The sequence below is a fragment of the Flavobacterium frigidum genome (assembly GCF_048286735.1).
In the GTDB taxonomy this organism is placed as follows: domain Bacteria; phylum Bacteroidota; class Bacteroidia; order Flavobacteriales; family Flavobacteriaceae; genus Flavobacterium.
Window position 1 is genome coordinate 174,788 of sequence record NZ_JBLVPU010000003.1, and the last position, 22,867, is coordinate 197,654.

The window sequence follows — 22,867 nt, forward strand, 5'->3', positions numbered from 1 at the left end:
CCCGCTATACATTACAAACCTTCTTAGAGCTGAACACCAGCTCTAAGAAGGTTTTTCATTGCAAACGTAGTTCACTGAACTCCACTTAAAATAAAAGTTAAGTGAAGTAATCGGGGCTATTTAGAGCGTTTTTAATTTCATAATATCATTTTGCAAATTCATACAATAAATCTAGAATTGATCGACAACTTGTAAAAAAAATCAATATATTTGGAATAAATACTACAACTCTTGTCATATACTCTACCCCAAATTGTTGGATTAGTTTGATTTTATCGAAAATATAAAAAGTAGTTAGGTGCTAAAATTACTGAGAAGGTAATATACATTTGTTAACAACAAAAAGATATGAATCCAAAAGTACAAAATTCAATTTTTGCTATAATACATTATTTCTACTACTTGATTCTTTTCATATTTGGATTCGCTTTCTTTTGTCTTCTTCACATGATTAGAATAAAAATTTTGGCATACTTTGATTTTAATATTTTTTTGCTCTATTTATCAGCAATTGTTTTTTTAGGAATTTTTGCAGGTTGTCTTAATATGTCTATTTTCTTTCACAATTTTATTAAAAAAAGATGGTTCCAAAAATTTGAAAAATATAGAAAACCTACATATTGTGAATTATATGGAGAAGACTATCCAAAGCCACTTTTTTCAGATTTTAGCTTAACTAGAGAAGAATATATTGAACTTTTAATGTGTAATAAAAATAATCCTAAGGTAAAAGCGTATAAAAATTCATTAAAAATTTATCATAAAATAAATAATGAAAAATGGCTTAAATCTCAATAAACTATCGCGCTAACATCAATAAGCAAGATTGCGACTTTATTCTGTACATGAAAAATGGAATCTGTGAAACAGAAACGTGAAAAGTTTACTGATAAAAACGTAATTTCGATAATACAACCAGCACCTAACACACATTTTGCTATATTTGGATTCTTAGTGGAACTACTATTTTAATTCGCATTTTCGTTTAACCGAAAATACTCGTTTTCAAAAGTTGCCAAACACAGCAAATTTCCGGAATGTTGGCCATCAACTTGACGAACCCTAAAAAAAAAGATTTATGACAGAATCAGAATTTGAAAAATCATTTCAACAATCAAACCGGATTATATTTTTTAAAACAGAAAATTATAATGTTGAACCACCAGTAATATCAATAGTTTTTGATAACGCTTTAAATGGAATTAATGCTTATAATTATTTAGTTGAGAATTTAACAAAAGATGAACTAAGTCTTGTCTTTAGAATTAAAAATAATGAAAAATTAAACTTGAGTTTAATTGATAAAAAAAGTTCTAAAATATATAATATTGATAATCTTAAATTCAACAAAAAAGAATATGATGATTTTCAAGAAAATGGAAAATTCGGCAAATATTGTATATTTTGCATTTCTGAAGTTATTAATAATCAAATTATTTTTAAATTAAATGAAGGAACTTCTCCACTTATGGTTTCAGAACTAAACTTCGCTTAATAATATGGAACATATATATAAAGAATTAGTTACAGAAATAAAATCTTTAATAGAAACTGAAAAATTTATTTATGAAAATGTTATTGAAAACATACAGAACATAAGTAATTATTTAGAAACTAATAAAAAAGAAAGATTACTTAATGTTGCAACACGAATAAATGAGGAGCATAAAAAAATATTATTAGAAAAAATCACATCCAAGATTGACAATAATATTTTAGATAAAAACTATGAACACTTAAATAATGAAAATCTAAATATCAAAATAAATAAAAGAATGGATGAAATTGGAGATGCAAACTTTGAATTAATGTCTAATACAGAAAAGAAAGAAATTGACAAAAAACTAAATGATTTAGATAGTATAAAAGAAACTATTAAAACAAATAAATATTAATAGAAACTGAACGGCTAACACAGGTTTACAGCAATGGCTTGGACTTGGTTTTTTCTTGCGAAAAAAACACAGATAATATTAATTTGGTTTTGTAAAGTTTAGTTTTTATTCTTAAACCATTGACACGATTGCGCTCGAATTATCGATTTTGCAGAGGTTAAATTTGTGAAATCAAAAGTCGTTAATCAAAAATCTCAACGCTACTCCTTTTCATATTGAAAACTATTGTTTCCAAATACAACAATAATTTAAAGCATGACTTTACAAATTAGTATGCTATTCATAGGTATTCAAATCTACGTTAAGAATAGTACCTACTCTGCTAAACTCTTCATTAATCTTTGCATTCAAGATAAGTGGTTCATTTGTTACTGGATGATTAAAAATTAATTGATGCGCATGAAGCATCATTCCTGTCAGTTCAAAATTCTCCAACCATAATTTATTTTGTTTGTTACAACCATGCGGACGACTTCCTAAAATGGGATGAAAAATATGTTTGAAATGTTTTCGTAATTGATGCATCCGTCCAGTTTCAGGAATCGCTTCTACCAAACAATATCGTGACGTTGGTTTATTGTTAAATTCTAACTCAATTTCGGTAGTTTGCAACCGATGAAAGTAGGTTATTGCATTTTGTATAATGCCATCATCATTGGTTAAATCGTAATCAATCGTTAGTTCTTCGGGTGACCACCCCCGTAAAATTGTTAAGTATTTTTTTTCGACTTCGCGTGTCGCAAAACGATCATTCATAATTTTTAAAACTTCCTTATCCAACGCAAATAACAAGACACCAGATGTTTTGCGATCTAACCGATGAATAGGATAAACGTGTTGCCCTCCTATTTGATTTCTCAATTCTTGAATAGCATAAACTTTTGCATCGCGCGCATAAAATGATTTGTGGACTAACAATCCACTTGGTTTATTAATTGCAATAATATATTCGTCTTGGTACAGAATTTCTAACATTTGGCAAAAATAAAAGAGATTTCTCCCGAAATCTCTTTTTTGACGTATTTATTTCTATACTTTTTTTTCCCACAATAGCACGAGCGAATTCTAAATTTTCTAGCCGTGAAACATCTGAAATCAAAAATTGTTAATCAAAAATCTGTAATCAATTTTAACCCAACCAACCATCACGATCCAAACTTCTATACTGAATCGCTTCGGCAATATGACTCGAAACCACTACTGGAGCAGCATCAAGATCAGCGATAGTTCTGGCCACTTTCAAAATACGATCATACGCCCGAGCCGATAGATTCAATCGTTCCATTGCGGTTTTCAATAATTGCTTGGAAACATCATCCAAAGCGCAATGTTCCCGTATGTGTTTGGTGTTCATTTGGGCATTGTAATGAATGTGATCCATTTGCTCAAAGCGTACTGTTTGAATTTCTCTTGCTGCAGTCACTCGTTTCCGGATATCAACACTGCTTTCTGCTTTTTGATCATCGGATAATTTTTCAAAAGGAACGGGCGTCACTTCTATATGAATATCAATTCTATCTAATAAAGGTCCCGAAATTTTACTCAAATACCGTTGCATTTCGTGTGGCGAAGAAGTTTGTGGCGAATCTGGATCGTTAAAAAAACCGCTCGGACTCGGATTCATACTTGCCACCAGCATAAACGAAGACGGATAAGTAACCGTAAACTTGGCTCTCGAAATAGTCACTTCCCTATCTTCCAGTGGTTGACGCATCACTTCTAAAACATCTCTCTTAAATTCTGGCAATTCATCCAGAAATAAAACACCGTTATGCGCCATAGAAATTTCACCCGGTTGCGGATAACTTCCCCCGCCAACTAATGCGACATTCGAAATTGTATGATGTGGACTACGAAATGGCCTTTGATTCATCAAACCGACTTCCTTTAATTTTCCGGCAACACTGTGAATTTTAGTAGTTTCTAGTGCTTCACGCAACGTCATCGGCGGCAAAATACTAGGTAATCGCTTGGCAAGCATTGTTTTTCCTGCGCCTGGCGGACCAATCAAGATGATATTATGTCCTCCGGCAGCTGCAATTTCCATGCAACGCTTGATACTTTCTTGTCCTTTGACATCCGAGAAATCAAATTCTGGAAAATCTAAGGTTTTATAAAATTCGGCTCTCGTGTCAATTGTTGTTGGTTCCAGCGTTCCTTTTCCTTCAAGAAAATCAATAACTTCCTGAACATTTTCGATTCCATAGACATCTAATCCAGCCACAATAGCGGCTTCTTTCACATTTTGCTTTGGAAGAAAAAAACCTTTAAAACCTTCTTCTTTGGCTTTTATCGCAATTGGCAAAGCACCTCGTATTGGTTGAAGACTGCCATCAAGGGAAAGTTCACCCATAATAATATATTTGTCAACATCCTCTGCTTTGATTTGGCCCGAAGCCACCAAAATCCCTATGGTTAAAGTCAAATCATACGCAGAACCTTCTTTTCGTAAATCGGCGGGAGCCATATTGATTGTTATTTTTTTTCCAGGCATAGCGTAGCCGTTGTTTTTAAGTGCTGCCGCTATTCGATAACTACTCTCTTTGATGGCATTATCCGGCAGGCCAACTAAATGGTAACCAATCCCTTTATCCATATTGACTTCTACAGTAATTGTTGTGGCTTCAACACCAAAAACAGCACTCCCAAAAACTTTGACTAACATATTTTACTATTTGTTTCTAAAATTATAAAAACATTTTCAATTATTATACTTATTCTTACAAAATTTGGGAATGAATTAAAATATATAGCTATCAATCAAAATAAATAGGAATACTTCATAAAAGTAGGCCGCTATCTAACAATTATCTTAAGTAACAAATGTTAAAATCATAAAAAAAGACGGCTTAAACTATTCCTTTTTTTACTTTTAGAAAATAATTAGAAACTACACTATGAAAAAAATCTTACTTTTACTGCTATTCAGTATTTTATTACCAAAAGCTTATGCCCAAGAATACTTTCCAAACAATGAAAGTATCCCTAACAAAAATACAAATTTTACGGCATTTACCAACGCTAAAATTTATGTTACTCCAACACAAGTCATTGAAAAAGGAACTTTACTCATTCAAAACGGAAAAGTTATTGCCGCTGGAACTACTGTTGTTATTCCTAAAAATTGCACAACCATAAATTTAGACGGAAAATCAATTTATCCCTCTTTTATCGATATGTATACCAGCTTTGGGATCGAAAAACCAAAAGGGATGGGAAGCAACGAAAGAAATCCTCTATACGATACCAAAAAATCAGGACACTACTGGAACGAAAACATAAAATCAGAAGTCAACGGATATGAAAGTTTTAAATACGACCAACCCAAAGCAGAAGAGTTATTGAAAGCGGGATTTGGTGTTGTAGGTACGCACGTTCAAGACGGAATTGCCAGAGGATCAGGAACTTTAATTGCTTTAAATAATTTTGATAAAAGCAGCCAATTAATTACTGATCGAGTAACCAATCATTATGCTTTTACCAGAAGTGCTACCACAAATCAAGCCTATCCAAGTTCACTAATGGGAATGATGGCTCTATTACGCCAAATGTATCTTGACTTAGACTGGTACAAAAAAGGAAATGCAACAAATAAAGATATAACTTTAGAGGCTGCAGCCAACAATGAGAAATTAGTACAAATATTCGCTTCTGAAGATAAATTAAACAGTTTGAGAGCTGCCAAAATTGGAAAAGAATTTGGACTGAATTACATCTTGAAAGGCAACGGAAATGAATTTGAGCGCATTGAAGAAATCAAAAAGACAAATTCAAAATTTATCATTCCAATTAACTTCCCTGAAGCGTATGATGTGTCTGACCCAAACCAAGCCAATCAGATGGAATTGAAAGATTTGCGCTTTTGGAATCAAGCACCAACCAATCTTAAAGTGTTAGTTGAATATGGGGTTGTATTTGCCCTGACCACTGACAAATTAAAAAAACTGGAAGACTTTAGACCTAACCTACTTAAAGCCATTAAATACGGATTTGACAAAACAAAAGCACTGGAAGCGTTGACAACTATTCCTGCAGCAATTTTAGGAAAAAGTAGTCAAATAGGAAGTTTGAAAACGGGTAGTTTAGCTAATTTTATTATCGCATCTGGTGAGATCTTTAATGATAAAACCATACTATACGAAAACTGGGTTCAAGGCAACAAGTTTGTGATAAACGATATTGCAATAAGAGATATTCGTGGTGATTATGATTTAACCATCAACAGCGAAAAATACAAGTGGAAAATTGATGGCGAAGTTGCTGCACCAAAATCAGAGGTAACAACTACAGACAATAAAAAAATAAAATCCAAGCTTACTTTTACCAATAACTGGATTTCTACTGTAATCAAACCAATAGATTCGACTAAAACTAGTTTTACTAGACTTATAGGATACGTTGAAGAAAATCAGAATCTCTCTGGAAAAGCGGTGCTATTCAACGGAAATGAAGTGAAATGGACAGCGGTAAAAACAGCACCATTTGTAAAAGTGATTGATTCCTCAAAAATTGAAAAGAATAATGCCGTTATGCCGATTACATTCCCAAATGTGGCGTATGGTAATTTAAAAAAACCAACTGCGGAAACTATTTTATTTAAAAATGCTACAGTTTGGACCAATGAGAAAGATGGTATTTTAGTAGAATCTGATGTATTGGTAAAAAATGGAAAAATAGCTGCTATTGGTAAAAATATTACTGACGGCTCTGCGATCATCGTCGATGCAAAAGGAAAGCATTTAACGAGCGGAATTATTGATGAGCATTCGCACATTGCAATTTCTAATGGAGTGAATGAAGGCGGTCACAACTCTAGCGCCGAAGTTACCATTCAAGACGTAGTTAATTCAGAAGACATAAACATCTATAGAGATTTAGCAGGTGGAGTTACTGTTTCACAATTATTACACGGTTCAGCCAACCCAATTGGGGGACGTTCCGCAATTGTAAAATGGAAATGGGGTGCACCAGCAGAGGAAATGTTGTATAAAAATCAACCTGGTTTTATCAAATTTGCTTTAGGTGAAAATGTTAAACAAGCCAATTGGGGAATCACAAATCCAACTCGTTTTCCTCAAACAAGAATGGGTGTAGAACAAGTATTCACAGACTATTTTCAGCGTGCTAAAGACTATGATATGGCGTGGAAAAATTACAACGCCAATGGTAAAAAAGGAAACTTAAAAGCACCGAGAGTAGACTTAGAGCTTCAAACATTAGCCGAAATTTTAAATAAAGAGCGTTTTATTTCTTGTCACTCGTACGTACAATCAGAAATTTTGATGTTGATGAATGTAGCCGAGAAATTTAATTTCAAAGTAAGCATATTTACTCACATCCTAGAAGGGTATAAAGTAGCCGATAAAATGAAAGAACACGGCGTTGGTGCTTCTACATTCTCTGATTGGTGGGCCTATAAATTTGAAGTAAATGATGCTATTCCTTTTAATGGACCAATTATGCACAATGCAGGAGTGATTGTTGCTTACAATTCTGATGATGCAGAAATGTCAAGAAGATTGAATCAAGAAGCTGCAAAAGCTGTAAAGTATGGTAATGTTTCTGAAGAAGAAGCTTGGAAATTTGTAACCCTAAATCCAGCTAAACTATTGCATATTGATGATAAAGTAGGAAGTATAAAAGTGGGTAAAGATGCCGATATGGTATTGTGGAACGCTAATCCATTGTCGATATATGCAAAAGCGGAGAAAACAATGATTGAAGGTGTTGTATATTATGATATTGAAAACGATTTGCAACATAGAGCTTCTATAGCAAAAGAACGAAATGAATTAATTGGTCAACTTATGCAAGAAAAAAATAAAGCAATGATCACTCAAGAACCAAAAAAAGCGGAGAAAAAAGAATACCACTGTGATACAATGGAGCAATAAATACGGACCATTACAGCAAATGCTTTTTCGAAAAAGTTTAGGAATTCTAAATAAAAAAATAAAAATGAATAAAAAAATATACATATTGCTACTGGTATTTAGTTTATCAATAGCTACAAAAGCACAACTAACACCGGCTTTGAAACAATCAAAATCAGTTCTTATTCTTAATGCTACGGCACATTTGGGAAATGGAACAATCATTGAGAATAGCGCCATAGGATTTGTTGATGGAAAAATAAATCTTGTTGCGGATGCAAGAGTAATTCGATTAGCGAGTGGTGCTTATGACATTATCATCGAAGCGAGCGGAAAACATGTTTATCCCGGGTTTATAGCTCCCAATTCTACATTGGGTTTAGTAGAAATTGACGCCATCAAATCATCTGATGATGAAGACGAGATTGGGACAATGAATCCCAATGTACGAAGTATCATTGCTTATACAGCCGACTCGAAAGTAATTGAAACAGTAAGACCAAACGGAATTTTGATGGCTCAAATCACACCACGTGGTGGAATAATTTCGGGTTCGTCCTCAATTGTTCAGCTTGACGCATGGAACTGGAAAGATGCCACGATTAAAGAAAATGATGGAATGCATATGAACTTTCCTGCAACTTTTAGAAGAAGTGGTTCTTGGTTTGAACCTGGTAGCATTGAACCAAATAAAGACTACGCAAAACAGATTTTAGAATTATCAACATTCTTGTCTAATGCTAAAGCTTATTTAGGAGACAGCTCCAAAGAAAGAAATTTAGTTTTAGAGGCTACCAAAGGTCTATTTGATGGCAGCCAAACCTTATTTATAAATGCCAATGAAGAAAAGCAAATCATAGATGCAGTTCAATTTGCAAAAGAAAATGGCATCAAAAAAATGGTGATTGTAGGAGGATATGAAGCATACAAAACAGCCGAATTATTGCAAAAAAATAATATTCCAGTATTGCTAAAGCGAGTTCATGACATGCCTGAAAACGAAGATGATGATGTTGATTTACCATTCAAATCAGCCAAATTATTGACGGATAAAGGGGTGCTAGTAGGTTTAGAAAATAGTGGAGCAATGGAACGTATGAATACAAGAAATTTACCGTTTTTAGCAGGAACCTGTGCAGCTTATGGCCTTGACAAAGAACAAGCGTTACAATTAATTACATCTAATACCGCTAAAATACTTGGAATTGATGCACAATGTGGTACCTTAGAACAAGGAAAAGATGCAACACTGTTTATATCTGAAGGCGATGCTTTAGATATGAGAACTAATAAATTGACAAATGCTTTTATTCAGGGTAGAATGATCAGCTTAGAAACGCATCAAACCAGAATGAACGAAAAATACAAAACAAAGTACAATCAAAAATAAAATATTTTATGGGACTATTTAATGCCATCCTAGGCAACGCATCCGAAGTGAACATTGAAAATATTTCAAGAGAATTTGAACCTATTTTAATTGACGGTGAGATCATAGAGAAAGCTTATAAACTCATCCGTGACATGTTTATTTTTACTAACAAAAGACTTATTTTAGTCGAAAAACAATTGGTAGGAACAAAAGTTGATTACATGTCAATACCTTATTCCAGTATCAAAAAATTCTCTAAAGAAAGTGCCGGAATATTAGACATGGATGCTGAATTAAAAATTTGGCTCAATAACGACAATACACCAATAATAAAAACTTTTGGCAAAGGAGGAAATAACATCAATGAAGTTTATAAAATTTTGAGTCAACATCTTTTAAAGTAGATATCAAAATTCAAAGATAAAATGGCACCAATTGAAATTACTTTTCGATTGGTGCTTTTTCTTTTAAATAGGGTATAAAATAATTGTGCCCTTGATTTATCTTATACCGCTTTTCTTCAAAATACTTTTACTTATTTGAAAAAAACATTAAACTAACATTAATAAATTATAATTTTTTGCTTTAAATTATTTCATACCCATAAATAAATAGGGGTCGTATTGTTTATAATGTAAAAATAAAGATGTAAAGCATATTTTTTAAGGGGCTGTATAAGATTTTTATATTTTTATAAAAATTTAAAACTAAAAAACAATGCGAAAAATTATTTTAAGCGTGATTTTATTCACAATTTTGGTGGCCACTCTTTTTTCAAATTATTTCATAATCGACAGTCCTGCTCCAACGGTAGCCGTAAAATTTGACACTGGCGATACGGCATGGATGATTGTTGCAACAGCACTTGTATTAATCATGACGCCAGGTCTAGGTTTTTTCTACGGTGGAATGGTAGGTAAAAAAAATGTTATTAGTACCATGTTACAAAGTTTTATGGCTATGATCATTGTTACTGTTTTATGGGTTGTAATTGCCTTCGGTTTATCATTTGGACCAACAATAGGAGGAATAATTGGCAACCCATTGCCGAATTTATTTTTTCAAAACGTAGGGACAAATACCGCTTGGAGTCTCGCTCCAACCATACCATTTATGTTATTTGCTTTGTTTCAGGCAAAATTTGCTATCATAACACCAGCCTTAATTACTGGCGCATTTGCAGAGCGAATTCGTTTCTGGGCTTACTTACTGTTTATGGTACTATTTATACTATTGGTTTATGCTCCATTAGCGCACATGACTTGGCATCCAGATGGCATTTTCTTTAAAATAGGTGTATTGGATTTTGCTGGTGGAACGGTAGTGCACATGAGCGCTGGATGGGCTGCATTGGCTGGAGCCATATTCTTGGGAAAAAGAAAAATACAAAAAGTAAATCCTGCTCGTATCACTTATGTTTTACTAGGAACTGGTTTGCTATGGTTTGGATGGTTTGGTTTTAATGCTGGATCAGCTTTAGGAGCAAATGGTTTAGCGGTACAAGCATTAGGAACCACAACTGTAGCAGCGGCGGCTGCAGGAATGACGTGGGTATTTCTTGATAAAATTTTAGGACACAAACTTTCTGCAATGGGCGCGTGTATAGGAGCCGTTGTAGGATTAGTTGCCATTACACCTGGAGCAGGTTTTGTAACTATTCCTCATGCCATTTTTATTGGTATTTTTGCTAGTATTGTCAGTAATTTAGTTGTTAGTAAATTTCCAAAAGGTAAAATTGATGATGCGCTAGATGTATTTGCATGTCACGGAGTTGGAGGAATGGTTGGTATGTTACTAACTGGTGTATTTGCATCCAAAGCAGTTAATTCAGTAGTTGGCGATAATGAGGGACTTATATTTGGAGACACTACTCTATTTTTAAACCAATTGACTGCCTTAGCTATAGTTTCGGTGTTTGCTTTTTCTGCTTCCTATTTCCTATTCTTTATTGTAAATAAAATAACACCACTCCGCGTTAGTGAAGAAAAGGAAGAATTAGGATTAGATATTTCTCAGCACGGCGAATTTCTATAAATTAGCTGTTCATTAAGAAAACAACTATACAAGTTTGTAAGTTTAAATAAAAATAAACCGCACTAAACACAAAAAAGGCTATCCATACTGGTAGCCTTTTTTATATATTATTCAAATTAAATTTTTACTATTTTAAAATGGTAAACTCTATTTTTGAATCGTTATAAATGCGGTGTGTTTGCTTTTGAAAATCTTCTGGTTTAGCATAAAAAATATTCTCTACAAAAGTTTGCGGATTCAAATCTATCAACGGAAACCAAGTACTTTGAACTTGGATCTGGATTTTATGCCCTTTTTTGAACGTATGAAAAACATCCTGTAATTTAATATTTACTGCCGTTTTTTCATTTGCAACAAAAGGTTCCGGTTTTGAAAAGCTATTTCTAAAACGTCCTCGCATTACTTCACTGCGCACCATCATATGATAGTTACTCATTTTTAAATAAGAGGCAATTTCTTTTGTTTCCGGCTCGTCACTTGGAAAAACATCAATCACTTTCACAATCCAATCTGCGTCAGTTCCCGTAGTAGAAACTTGTAATTTAGCTAGTATTTCTCCCGCTAGTGATATATCATCAGCTAATACTTCCGTTTCAAAAACAATTACATCTTGACGCTTAGCTGCAAATCGCTGATCATCAGTCATGTATTTTCTCGGGGTAAAACCTTGCAGTATATCCTCTGAGGAAGGAACAGGTTTTTGTGGATCACTAACAAATTCTTCAAAAGCTATATTTTTCTTAGCCATTTTTGACAATTTGTTTTCCTGCAAAAAGAAATCTTGTTTTACTGTATTTTGCGGTGGCCACGCATCGTATGTTTTCCATTCTTTTCTTCCAGAATCAAAAACATAAGCTTCAGGTAATTTATTCTCCCCTTTTCCATTCTCTTTTAAAAAATGACGAAAGAAATTAGCTTCTATGTTTTTTTGATAAAAACCTGAAATACTATCTCCAAAATTGATATTACCTATTACCTGTTTTGCTGAATTTCTAGCCCAATCTCCATGACTCCAAGGCCCCATAACAATAGTGTTATAGTTTTTACTATTTTTTTCAATAGTACTGTAAGTATTTAATGGACCGTACAAATCTTCTGCATCAAACCAACCTCCTACAGTCATCACTGCTGGCTTGATGTTCTTTAAATGCTGTAAAATTCCACGTTTCTGCCAAAAATCATCATAACTAGAATGATCTTTCAACTGTTGCCAAAACTCATTATCCTTACCATAATATTTGTCCAAATTTGACAAAGGTCCAGCATTCAAGAAAAATTGATAATCATCTTTGGTACCAACATCTGCAAATTTAAACCAATCTTCAGTAGTTCTCATAGTTTTTTGCGGGCCAAATAATGGTGTCACTTTCCAATAGCTCAATAAATAAGCGCCATTGTGATGAAAATCATCAAAAAAGAAATCGGAAATACATGCCTGAGGCGAAACTGCTTTCAATGCGGGATGGTTACTTAATAATGAATAAGTCGCATAAAATCCCGGATATGAAATTCCCCAAGTTCCTACATTTCCATTATTGTTTGCTACATTTTTAACTAACCAATCAATCGTGTCGTAGGTATCAGAGGCTTCATCAATGTCCTTTTTATCTTTTCGATTTGGTATAAAACCACGCATATTATCATATAAACCATCACTCATATAACGGCCTCGAACATCTTGATAAACCACGATATATCCCTCTTTCATCATCGTTTCGCTTGGCGAGATACTCCTTTTGAATTGATCTGCGCCATACGGAGCACAATCATAAGGCGTTCGTTGCATTATAATAGGATACTTTTTTGAAATATCCTTTGGAGAATAAATACAAGTAAAGAGCTCAGCTCCATCCCGCATTTTAATATGCACCTCTTTTTTAGTATAATTAGCAGCAACATAATTTGGTACTTTGTCTTGAGCAAAAAGAATTACACTAACGAAAAGTAATGCAATACTAAATAGTTTTTTCATAATTTTTGAATTAAAAAATAATTTTTAAAGGTAAAAAATCTCACTGAATATAAGGTCGTAAACCAAATAATTTTATCTCTATCAAATCGATGCAAATTCAAAGAGGATAAAGAAAACAGCAACACTATTTACATCCTTCTTGAATAAAACAACCTGCCAGTAATTAAGCAGTTGCTTAAAATTCCCTCTTTACTAAAACGACTTAAAAGAGAATTGATTTAAACATAAAGCAAAAAAAACACTAATTACTACCTTCACAGCAGTAACAATTAGTGTTTTTAGAACAATTAAATTCTTGTTATTTCTATTTTTTAAAACGATCTATGCCAGATCTCAACCAAGCTTTATAAGCATTAATATCTGAATTGTAACTCTCTGGTTTGTCAGATAACATCATTCCGTCATTGTCTAATATAATGTAGTACGGCTGTGCATTGGCCTTAAATTTTGTAATTTGAAAATCACTCCATTTATTCCCTATACTTATAATTTTTTTACCAGTTTCTTTTGACACATATTGTTCTTTTATAGGCAATTCTCTTTTGTCATCTACATACAAAGAGATTAATACTACTTCATTTTGTAGTATTTTTAAAATTGCAGGATCAGACCAAACAAAGTCTTCCATTTTTCTACAATTGACACATGCATATCCTGTAAAGTCAAGTAAAATAGGCTTTTTTACTGATTTGGCATAAGCCAATCCTTTTTCATAATCTTCAAAAGCGATCAAATCATGAGGCCCTAAATGCGCTCCTTCGGGCAAAATTTGGGCAGATGCGTTCGAACCGCCTTTAGAATTCCCAACTCCGTACGGACTTTCGCTGTAAGTCATAGGGGGTGGAAAACCAGAAATTATTTTTAATGGTGCTCCCCAAATTCCAGGAATCAAATAAACAGTAAAAGCTAAAACTACCAATCCTAAGTATAATCGTCCTACTGAAATATGATTCATAGGACTATCATGCGGTAATGTAATTTTTCCGAATAAATAAAAGGCTAATGTTCCAAAAATGGCAATCCAAATCACAAGGAACACTTCTCTCTCAAGAAAATGCAATTGTAATACCAAATCTGCATTCGACAAAAATTTGAATGCCAAAGCCAATTCTAAAAATCCTAAAACTACTTTGACAGTATTCAACCAACCACCCGATTTTGGCAATGAATTCAACCAACCAGGAAACATGGCAAACAACATAAATGGTAAGGCTAAAGCCAATGAAAATCCGAACATTCCTATAATTGGTGCTATTCCGCCTTTAGATGCCGCTTCGACTAATAGAGTTCCTACGATTGGTCCCGTACAAGAAAAAGATACAATCGCTAATGCCAATGCCATGAATAAAATGCCTATTATTCCACCCCTGTCAGCCTGATTGTCTACTTTGTTTGCCCAAGAATTAGGCAACATAATTTCGAAAGCACCCAAAAATGATGAGGCAAATACAACAAGCAGTATAAAGAATATGATGTTGAACCATACATTTGTAGAGAGTGCATTTAAGGCATCGGCACCAAAAATCCAAGTCACTAAAAATCCCAACACCACATAAATAAAAATAATTGCAATGCCATAAATAATAGCATTTCGAATTCCTTTGGCTTTAGTTTTGCTTTGTTTTGTAAAAAAACTCACCGTCATAGGAATCATTGGGAACACACAAGGAGTTAGCAATGCTGCAAATCCTGATAAAAAAGCTATGAAGAAAATGGACCACAATCCTCTTTTCGCTGCCGGTTTTGTGTCTATAGTTGAAACTCTCTCGGGTGTGGCAACTTGTTTTTCATCAACAGTACTATTAGAAATTACTGGAGCAACTTTTGTGGAGTCTACCGGTACTAAATCAGTTGTGATAGCAGTCGCAACTAACTTAACAGCAGGAACTTTAATTGTAAAGTTTTTTTCTACATTGATACAAACGTCTTTACAAACCTGAAAGTTAAAATCAACTTTTATTTCCGTAAGCTTTGAATTTGTAATGCTAATTTCTTGTTGGATTTGAGCTTTTTTCTCAAAAAATGTTTCATTTACTTCAAAAATATCATTGTAAGCTGTTCTTGTTTTGCTTTCTTTAGCTTTTCCTACTAAATTGAAATTCCCTTTTTGATTTTTAAAGATAATTTCTAATGGTAATGGTCCTCCGTCTGGGGTAAACTGGGAGTATAAATGCCAATCATTTTCGATTACAGCATTAAATGTTAAGACGTAGTTTGTCTCCGATTTTTTCTCTATTTTGGTAGTCCATTTTGCAGGATCTAAAATTTGCGCATTGCCATTGGAATAAGCCAAAAAAGCAATGAATAAAAATAATAGTTTCTTCATTAGTCTAATTGTATTTTGAGTATGTTATTTGTTGTTGTATTAATTTTAAAGCGTTCATCCTGACGAATCCCAATAACCCAAACTATTGCATCTTCAGAACATAAAATCCAGACGTTTTCCTTTTCTAGCAAAGACAATTTTTCATCTTTAAAAAGCTTACTTACTTTTTTAGATTTTCCATTCATCCCAAAAGGTTGAAAAACATCTCCCTCATTCCATCTTCGTAAAACTAGTGGATAACAGATTTTATCTGCGTCCACAAATATAGTTTTATTTGAAACGATACTAATGTTAGCTACTTTACAAAGTGTAAGTTTTAAGGGAATATTAACTTCCGAATGATCTTTTTGAATATAGTATTTATCATTTGAACCTGTAAAATCTATCGGGCTTAAAATTAAGAATTCTCTATCTTTCAATAGACGATATTCTGGAGCAAAAATAGATTTTCCAGATTGGCTTTCGACCAAATCATATATATCCTCCCACGCGGTAAACTCAAATTCTTTTAGCCATTGGTACAAATAGGACTTGAAATTGGGTAATTGTTGCAATTTCTTTAAATCAAAATAAATTGTGTCTTCCTCTTGTTTAGCCACTTGCTGGTAAATCATAATCGAAGCATCTTCGACCATCACTTGTGCTTCTTGCAAATACGTTTGCGTTTTATGAAATGACGAAAGAAAATTTGAATTCAATTCCTTTAACATCGGAACCAAATGATGGCGAATTTTATTCCGAAGGTATTTGTCAGACGCATTGCTGCTATCTTCTCGCCATTGAATAGTATTAAATTTGGCATATTCTTCGATTTCTTCTTGGCTAAATGCCAAAAGGGGACGCACTACTTTTTCGTTCTGTTCAGGAATCCCTGTCAAACCTTCTAATCCGGTTCCACGACTCAAATTAATTAAAAAAGTTTCCAAATTATCATCGGCATGATGTGCCGTAAGAATATAATCAAATTTTTCAGTATCTAATAATTCATAAAACCAGTTATAGCGCAACTCACGGGCGGCAACTTGAGTAGAGACTTTAAAATCTTCTGCAAAAGCTTTAGTATCAAATTGTGTAATAAATACCGGAATATCATTTGCGGAAGCATATTCCTGGACAAAATTTTGGTCTTCAAAACTTTCCATTCCACGCAACTGAAAATTACAATGTGCGATTCCTATTTGATAATCCAAGTGATGAAACAAATGCAAGAGCACCATACTATCTTTCCCACCACTTGTAGCAAGCAGAATTTTTTTTCCGTTCAAGAACTGAAAGTTTTGACGAAGATGATCTTGGAATTTCTGTAGCATATTCAAATTTAATGAATTCATTTTGTTTTAGGTTAAAACTTCTCGCATCGCTTTTGCTTTAAGCAAACATTCTTCGTACTCCTTTTCGGGAATAGATTGAGATGTAATAGCACTTCCTACAGAGAATGAAACATATTTTTTTTCTTGATTGTACAAAATGCTTCGGATTACTACATTGAAATCGAAATCACCATTTGGCGAAAAATACCCCACAGCACCACTATATAAACCCCGTTTTGTTTCTTCCAGCTGTTCAATGATTTTCATCACTGAAATTTTGGGAGCACCAGTCATACTTCCCATCGGAAAAGTGGTTTTTAATGCATCTACTGCTGAATATTGCGGGTCTAATTTTGATGTTACCGTCGAAATCATTTGGTGCACCTGTAAAAAAGAATAAATTTTACATAATTCTTGTACTTCTACAGATCCTTTTTGTGCCGTTCTTGACAGATCATTACGAACTAAATCCACAATCATTATGTTTTCTGATCGTTCTTTTGGGTCTAAAGCCAATTGTTTTATTGAATTTTCGTCTTCAATTGGGTCTGAAAATCGTTTGGCAGTTCCTTTTATCGGTTGTGAAATAAGCAAATCACCCTCTTTTCTTAGATATCGTTCTGGTGTAGCCGAAAGTAAAAAGTGATTGTTATTTTTAAAAAAAACAGCAAAAGGTGGTTTGGAGATTTCATTGAGTTTTAAAAACTTTTGGATTGGATCAATCGCGGCTTTTTCAACAAAAAACTCCATACAAAAATTAGCTTCATAAACATCCCCTTGATGAATGTGTTTTATTATTTTTGAAACTTTTTGAAGATAATTCTCCTTCGAAATTCGTTGTTGGATCGTTACTAGTTCTTCAATTTCAACTTTTGACTTTTGACTTTTAACTATATTTTCAAAATCTTCCTCTACTTCATCATCACACAAATTTAGGTATTGAATTTCGAGTTGATTGCCTTTCAATAAAAATAACTTTTTAGGCTGAAAGAAATACAAATCTGGAAATCCTAATCCGTCAAAATTAGTTGATTGTAACTGCTCTATATCATTTTTTAAATCATAGGATAAATAGCCAAAAAGCCAATCTTTAGTACTTTGTTGGTATTGTTTTAAATCCTCAAAAGCATTGTGATAATCTGTTTTTATTGAAGTAAATGCGTCGACGGCGAGAACACAATCATAACTCGAATAATTCTGTGGATAGTCATTACTGTCTAAATATATGATTTCGTGAAATTGTTGAGACCAAAATAAAAGCTGTTCTTTTAACAGTTTTGGATCAGAAATATACTTGTAAATAAAAGTTCTCAAAAAGTATTGGTATTTAAAATTCAAAATTACAACAAAAAATAAACCTTCAATAAACGATTTTACTAAAATTAGCTTATTTTTTTGTAACTTGGATAGTGAGTGTTCAATTTTAGATTTTTTAAATCATTAAATCATTCCGATTATGGCTTTAAAAATTTTCATTAATTTAGCTGTTAAAGACCTTAAAAAATCTGTTGCTTTTTTTACTAAACTTGGATTTTCTTTCAACCCACAATTTACTAATGAACACGCCACATGCATGATTATTGGAGACACTATTTTTGCGATGCTTCTTACTGACCAACGATTTAAAGACTTTACCAAAAAAGAAATTTGCAATGCCCATAAAAATACAGAAGTATTAATTGCAATAGATGCTGATAGTAGAGAAAAAGTAGATGAAATAGTAAAAACTGCAGTAGATGCCGGTGGTTCAATATATATGAAACCACAAGATCATGGATGGATGTATGGACATAGTTTTGCTGATTTAGACGGGCATCAGTGGGAAATTATGTATATGGATGAAAATGCAATTCCACTATAATAATTTTCAATATGTAACCACTTAAATAATATACTATGAAAATCGCAATTATTATTATTCGAAGCCTAATTGGACTTTTATTATTATTTGCATCGGTTAGTTTCTTTTTAAAACTAGCGCCAGAACCAGAAGCTACTGGAAATTTCAAAGCTTTTAATGTAGGTTTAGTTGCCTCAACGTACTTAATTCCTTTAGCTAAATCAATAGAATTCCTCTGCGGATTATCTTTTCTTACAGGTAGATACGTGACATTGGCCAATATCTTGATCCTTCCTATAACTTTAAATATTTTGTTTATTAACTTTTTCTTGTCACCGGAAGGAATACCTATTGCGATGTTCTTATTTTTAGGAAATCTATTTTTAATTTTTAGCCATTGGGAAAATTATAAAGGTCTGTTTGTAGCAAAAGGCTAATTAAACTCATCTCATAACAAATAAGAAACCCGTTCAATTGAACGGGTTTCTTTATTTTAAAACGAAATTAATTATCTAATTTAGATTCCTAATTACACATGCAAAGCTCTATTATCAGTTGCTGCTAAAGCTGCTTCTTTTATTGCTTCCGCAAAAGTTGGATGCGCATGAGACATTCTTGAAATATCTTCAGCAGATGCTTTAAATTCCATTGCAGTTACTGCTTCAGCGATTAAATCCGCACAACGAGCACCAATCATGTGAACGCCTAAAACTTCATCTGTTTTTGCATCTGCAAGAATTTTCACAAATCCGTCTAAATCCCCACCTGCACGAGCACGACCTAAAGCTTTGAAAGGAAAACTTCCTGCTTTATACTCTACTCCGGCAGCTTTCAATTGCTCTTCCGTTTGGCCAACAGCAGCTACTTCCGGCCAAGTGTAAACAACACCAGGAATCAAGTTATAATCAATATGTGGTTTCTGACCCGCTAAAATTTCGGCAACCATAGTTCCTTCCTCTTCTGCTTTGTGCGCTAACATTGCTCCACGAACAACATCGCCAATTGCATAGATATTAGGAACTGAAGTTTGTAAATGATCGTTTACTTCAACCATTCCTCTATCTGAGATTTTTACTCCTGCTTTATCAGCATTCAAACCATCTGTATACGGGCGGCGACCAACAGAAACTAATGAATAATCTCCTTCCAGCGTAATAGTTTCTCCTTTTGCATTTTCAGCTTGAACTACAACACCTTCGCCATTTCTTTCAACTGATTTCACTTTGTGTGAAACGTAGAATTTCATCCCTTGTTTCTTTAATACTTTAGTCAATTCTTTAGACAACGAAGCGTCCATTCCTGGAATGATTCGGTCTAAATATTCTACAACAGAAACTTGCGCTCCCAATCGTAAATACACCTGACCTAATTCAATTCCGATAACTCCACCACCAATAATCACCAAATGTTTTGGTACCTCTTTAAGTTTCAAAGCTTCGGTAGAAGTGATAATTCTCTCTTTATCGATTTTGATAAAAGGTAAAGAAGATGGTTTTGAACCTGTAGCAATAATGATGTTTTTCGCTTCGATAGTTTCAGTAGTTCCATCTGCTTTTGCAACAGCAACATGTGTAGCATCAACAAATGAACCCAGTCCTTCGAGAACGGTTATTTTATTTTTGTCCATTAAAAATTTTACTCCACCTGAAGTTTGATCAACAACCGCTTGTTTGCGAGCAATCATTTTCTCTAGATTTACTTTTACTTCTCCTGAAAGTTCGATTCCGTGGTCTGCAAAATGTGCAATTTCACTAAAATGGTGAGATGACGCAAGCAATGCTTTTGAAGGAATACAACCAACATTTAAGCAAGTTCCACCAAGAGTTGAATATTTTTCGATAATTGCTGTTTTGAAACCTAATTGTGCACAACGAATTGCTGCTACATATCCGCCTGGACCAGAACCTATAATGACTACGTCAAATGAACTCATAGTATATTTTTTTATTGTGTTTTTATAAAATGTTGCACAAAATTAAGGAATTAAGTTTTGTTTAAAGTTTAATTCAGAAGGTTTTTTGTTACGAATTTTTAGTAGTTAGCATTTACTAATTATTGAATACCGCTTTAAATTCACGTTTATTCTAAATATCAACAATTGTAGTGTTTTTAACTTCGCTAATCATAAATGTGCTATGCGTACTTCCTATATGCTGTAATGTGGTGAGTTTTGTAACCAAAAATTCCCGGTAGGCCTCCATATCTTTAACCACAATTTTTAATATGTAATCATAATCGCCACTCACATGATGGCATTCAATCACTTCCTTAAGCTGTATTACTTCACTTTCGAACTTAGCGATAAACTCCTTGGTATGTTGTATTAATTTAAGATGACAAAAAACAACAAATCCTTTTTCAACTTTAGAACGGTTGACTAAAACAACATATTTCTCAATAATCCTTTCTCGCTCCAATTTTTTAATACGTTCATAAACTGCCGTGACAGATAGATTTAGTTTTAAGGAAAGTTCTTTGGTTGTTTTCTTACTGTCTGTTTGTAGTAAAAAAAGTAGTTTTTTATCTATTGAATCTAATGTCATTTTAATAAAATTTAGAATGGATAAATAATCTATAAAGTTCTTATTTGCGAAGCTAATTTAGAAAATTAAATTGTATAATTTATATTTAATAGTTTTAAAATCTAATGTCAAACAATATGATTGATTATTAATCTAAATCACTGTTATTTTGAAAAGGTTTTATTCAAACCGAAATCTCCTAGCCCTGATAGAAGCGGCATCCTTTTATTCGCCGCGGCGAATAAAAGATAAAGCGAATAGCAGGAATGGCTTCAAATAACAAAAAAACTATGAAAAATTTCAATCCCGCAGACAACATTCAGGATTTACAGTATTTTGGTGAATTTGGTGGTGTAAATCCATCGATTTCAGACTCGTCAACCTACACTTTTTTATCGGCAAAAACGATGTTCGATACTTTTGAAGGTAATATGGAAGGATGCTACTTGTATTCCCGACATTCCTCGCCGAGTAATATATACCTAGACAAAGCCTTGGCAGCAATGGAAGGCACCGAAACAGCCAATGTATCTGCTTCTGGGATGGGAGCAATTACGCCTACACTATTGCAGCTGTGCAGCTCAGGCGATCACATTGTTTCTAGTAGAACCATTTACGGAGGAACATATGCATTCCTTAAGAATTTCACGCCTCGATTAGGCATCAAAACCACTTTTGTTGATATCACGAAATTAGACGTTGTGGAAGCTGCAATTACTCCTGACACTAAAGTTTTATATTGCGAAACGGTGAGTAATCCTTTATTGGAAGTTGCTGATATTGAAGGCTTATCAAAAATTGCAAAAAAACACAATTTGAAATTGGTTGTCGATAATACTTTTTCTCCATTATCCGTTTCTCCTGCAAAATTAGGTGCTGATATAGTGATTCACAGTTTAACGAAATACATCAACGGAAGCAGTGATACTGTGGGTGGTGTAACATGTGCTTCTCAGGAATTTATCGACAGTTTGAAAAATGTTAATAGCGGTGCCAGCATGTTATTGGGCCCAACAATGGATAGTTTACGTTCTGCGAGTGTGATGAAAAACTTACGCACATTACATATCCGTATGAAACAACACAGCCACAATGCGAAGTATTTGGCAGAACGCTTTGAAAAAGATGGATTAAAAACAGTTTATCCTGGATTAAAAAGTCACCCGAGTCATGAATTGTATTCGTCCATGATTAACCATGAGTATGGTTTTGGGGGAATGATGACGCTTGATGTCGGCACATTAGAAATGGCAAATGCCTTAATGGAATTGATGCAAGAAAAAAACTTGGGATACCTTGCTGTGAGCTTAGGTTTTTACAAAACTCTATTTAGTGCCCCTGGAACCTCTACATCTAGTGAAATTCCTATGGAAGAACAAATAGAAATGGGATTGACTGATGGTTTGATTCGATTCTCCATTGGTTTAGATAATGATATTGAAAGAACGTATCAAATGATGAAGCAATGCATGATAGAACTGAATGTGCTAGCATCAGAATCCGTTTTGGCGGAAAAGTAGATATAATATTAAATTAGAAAAAGCAGCAAAGTATTTAGACTGCCCCCAAAAAGTTAGACACTATTTGGGGGTATTTTTATGGAAAGAAAAGTCAAGTATGATTATGCGTTTAAGCTCGAATGCGTAAAATTAGTATTGGAAAAACATTATTCATGTAATTATGTTTCAAATCAAAAAGGACCAAATGAATCTAACATTCGTAA

Annotated in this window: 18 protein-coding genes; 10 read left to right on the plus strand and 8 right to left on the minus strand. The window is 33.5% G+C overall.

The features are described from left to right. The first annotated feature begins 348 nt into the window (after window positions 1-348). The 3 genes from ACNQGO_RS03330 (at window position 349) to ACNQGO_RS03340 (ending at window position 1,895) form a co-directional block, all read left to right on the plus strand. A complete protein-coding gene (locus tag ACNQGO_RS03330) occupies window positions 349-798 on the plus strand; it encodes a hypothetical protein (RefSeq protein ID WP_417984161.1) in 450 nt (149 codons plus the stop codon). Between the two features lie 280 nt (window positions 799-1,078). After that, on the plus strand, window positions 1,079-1,495 hold the full coding sequence (locus ACNQGO_RS03335) for a hypothetical protein (protein WP_417947690.1): 417 nt from the start codon (window positions 1,079-1,081) through the stop codon (window positions 1,493-1,495). Window positions 1,496-1,499: 4 nt separating this feature from the next. After that, the gene (locus tag ACNQGO_RS03340; protein WP_417947688.1) at window positions 1,500-1,895 is read left to right on the plus strand and encodes a hypothetical protein; all 396 of its coding nucleotides are present in this window, start codon (window positions 1,500-1,502) and stop codon (window positions 1,893-1,895) included. A gap of 276 nt (window positions 1,896-2,171) precedes the next feature. On the opposite strand, the gene ACNQGO_RS03345 is transcribed toward ACNQGO_RS03340, so the two are convergent. Then, window positions 2,172-2,870: a pseudouridine synthase gene (locus ACNQGO_RS03345; protein ID WP_417947686.1), complete on the minus strand. Its 699-nt coding sequence runs from the start codon at window positions 2,868-2,870 to the stop codon at window positions 2,172-2,174. 154 nt (window positions 2,871-3,024) lie between these two features. Next, window positions 3,025-4,560: a YifB family Mg chelatase-like AAA ATPase gene (locus ACNQGO_RS03350; RefSeq protein WP_417984163.1), complete on the minus strand. Its 1,536-nt coding sequence runs from the start codon at window positions 4,558-4,560 to the stop codon at window positions 3,025-3,027. A gap of 232 nt (window positions 4,561-4,792) precedes the next feature. Here ACNQGO_RS03350 and ACNQGO_RS03355 point away from each other — a divergent pair, with 232 nt between their 5' ends. The 4 genes from ACNQGO_RS03355 (at window position 4,793) to ACNQGO_RS03370 (ending at window position 11,174) form a co-directional block, all read left to right on the plus strand. Continuing rightward, the gene (locus tag ACNQGO_RS03355) at window positions 4,793-7,789 is read left to right on the plus strand and encodes an amidohydrolase family protein (RefSeq protein WP_417984165.1); all 2,997 of its coding nucleotides are present in this window, start codon (window positions 4,793-4,795) and stop codon (window positions 7,787-7,789) included. Between the two features lie 64 nt (window positions 7,790-7,853). Then, the gene (locus ACNQGO_RS03360) at window positions 7,854-9,158 is read left to right on the plus strand and encodes an amidohydrolase family protein (protein ID WP_417984167.1); all 1,305 of its coding nucleotides are present in this window, start codon (window positions 7,854-7,856) and stop codon (window positions 9,156-9,158) included. 8 nt (window positions 9,159-9,166) lie between these two features. Further along, window positions 9,167-9,544, plus strand: a complete 378-nt coding sequence (locus ACNQGO_RS03365) for a PH domain-containing protein (protein WP_309760078.1) — start codon at window positions 9,167-9,169, stop codon at window positions 9,542-9,544. A 313-nt stretch (window positions 9,545-9,857) separates the two neighbouring features. Beyond that, window positions 9,858-11,174 carry an ammonium transporter gene (locus ACNQGO_RS03370; protein ID WP_417984170.1) on the plus strand — a complete coding sequence of 439 codons (1,317 nt, stop codon included), beginning with the start codon at window positions 9,858-9,860 and terminating at the stop codon, window positions 11,172-11,174. 127 nt (window positions 11,175-11,301) lie between these two features. Here ACNQGO_RS03370 and ACNQGO_RS03375 read toward each other — a convergent pair whose 3' ends face one another. The 4 genes from ACNQGO_RS03375 to ACNQGO_RS03390 all read right to left on the minus strand — a co-directional run bounded on the left by ACNQGO_RS03375 (window position 11,302) and on the right by ACNQGO_RS03390 (window position 18,096). Continuing rightward, on the minus strand, window positions 11,302-13,146 hold the full coding sequence (locus ACNQGO_RS03375; RefSeq protein WP_417984172.1) for a CocE/NonD family hydrolase: 1,845 nt from the start codon (window positions 13,144-13,146) through the stop codon (window positions 11,302-11,304). 304 nt (window positions 13,147-13,450) lie between these two features. Continuing rightward, complete coding sequence (locus tag ACNQGO_RS03380; RefSeq protein WP_417984174.1) at window positions 13,451-15,472, minus strand: protein-disulfide reductase DsbD family protein; 2,022 nt, start codon at window positions 15,470-15,472, stop codon at window positions 13,451-13,453. Next, window positions 15,472-16,782 (minus strand): tRNA lysidine(34) synthetase TilS, encoded by a 1,311-nt coding sequence (gene tilS / locus ACNQGO_RS03385; RefSeq protein ID WP_417984185.1) that lies wholly within the window; start codon window positions 16,780-16,782, stop codon window positions 15,472-15,474. Before tilS ends, ACNQGO_RS03380 begins: the two co-directional genes overlap by 1 nt. A 27-nt stretch (window positions 16,783-16,809) precedes the next feature. Further along, window positions 16,810-18,096, minus strand: coding sequence for an anthranilate synthase component I family protein (locus tag ACNQGO_RS03390; RefSeq protein ID WP_417946438.1), 1,287 nt, complete (start codon window positions 18,094-18,096; stop codon window positions 16,810-16,812). A gap of 142 nt (window positions 18,097-18,238) precedes the next feature. On the opposite strand from ACNQGO_RS03390, the gene ACNQGO_RS03395 reads away from it, so the two are divergent. Together ACNQGO_RS03395 and ACNQGO_RS03400 are read left to right on the plus strand one after the other, a co-directional pair. Beyond that, window positions 18,239-18,643 (plus strand): VOC family protein, encoded by a 405-nt coding sequence (locus ACNQGO_RS03395; RefSeq protein ID WP_417946437.1) that lies wholly within the window; start codon window positions 18,239-18,241, stop codon window positions 18,641-18,643. A gap of 35 nt (window positions 18,644-18,678) precedes the next feature. Continuing rightward, window positions 18,679-19,059: a DoxX family protein gene (locus ACNQGO_RS03400; RefSeq protein WP_417946435.1), complete on the plus strand. Its 381-nt coding sequence runs from the start codon at window positions 18,679-18,681 to the stop codon at window positions 19,057-19,059. A 92-nt stretch (window positions 19,060-19,151) separates the two neighbouring features. On the opposite strand, the gene lpdA is transcribed toward ACNQGO_RS03400, so the two are convergent. Together lpdA and ACNQGO_RS03410 are read right to left on the minus strand one after the other, a co-directional pair. After that, window positions 19,152-20,555 (minus strand): dihydrolipoyl dehydrogenase, encoded by a 1,404-nt coding sequence (gene lpdA / locus ACNQGO_RS03405; RefSeq protein WP_309759520.1) that lies wholly within the window; start codon window positions 20,553-20,555, stop codon window positions 19,152-19,154. 151 nt (window positions 20,556-20,706) lie between these two features. Then, entirely contained in the window at window positions 20,707-21,165 is a 459-nt protein-coding gene (locus ACNQGO_RS03410; RefSeq protein WP_417979616.1) for an Lrp/AsnC family transcriptional regulator, read from the minus strand. A gap of 269 nt (window positions 21,166-21,434) precedes the next feature. On the opposite strand from ACNQGO_RS03410, the gene ACNQGO_RS03415 reads away from it, so the two are divergent. After that, a complete protein-coding gene (locus ACNQGO_RS03415; RefSeq protein WP_417984177.1) occupies window positions 21,435-22,664 on the plus strand; it encodes an aminotransferase class I/II-fold pyridoxal phosphate-dependent enzyme in 1,230 nt (409 codons plus the stop codon). The last annotated feature ends 203 nt before the right edge of the window (window positions 22,665-22,867 follow it).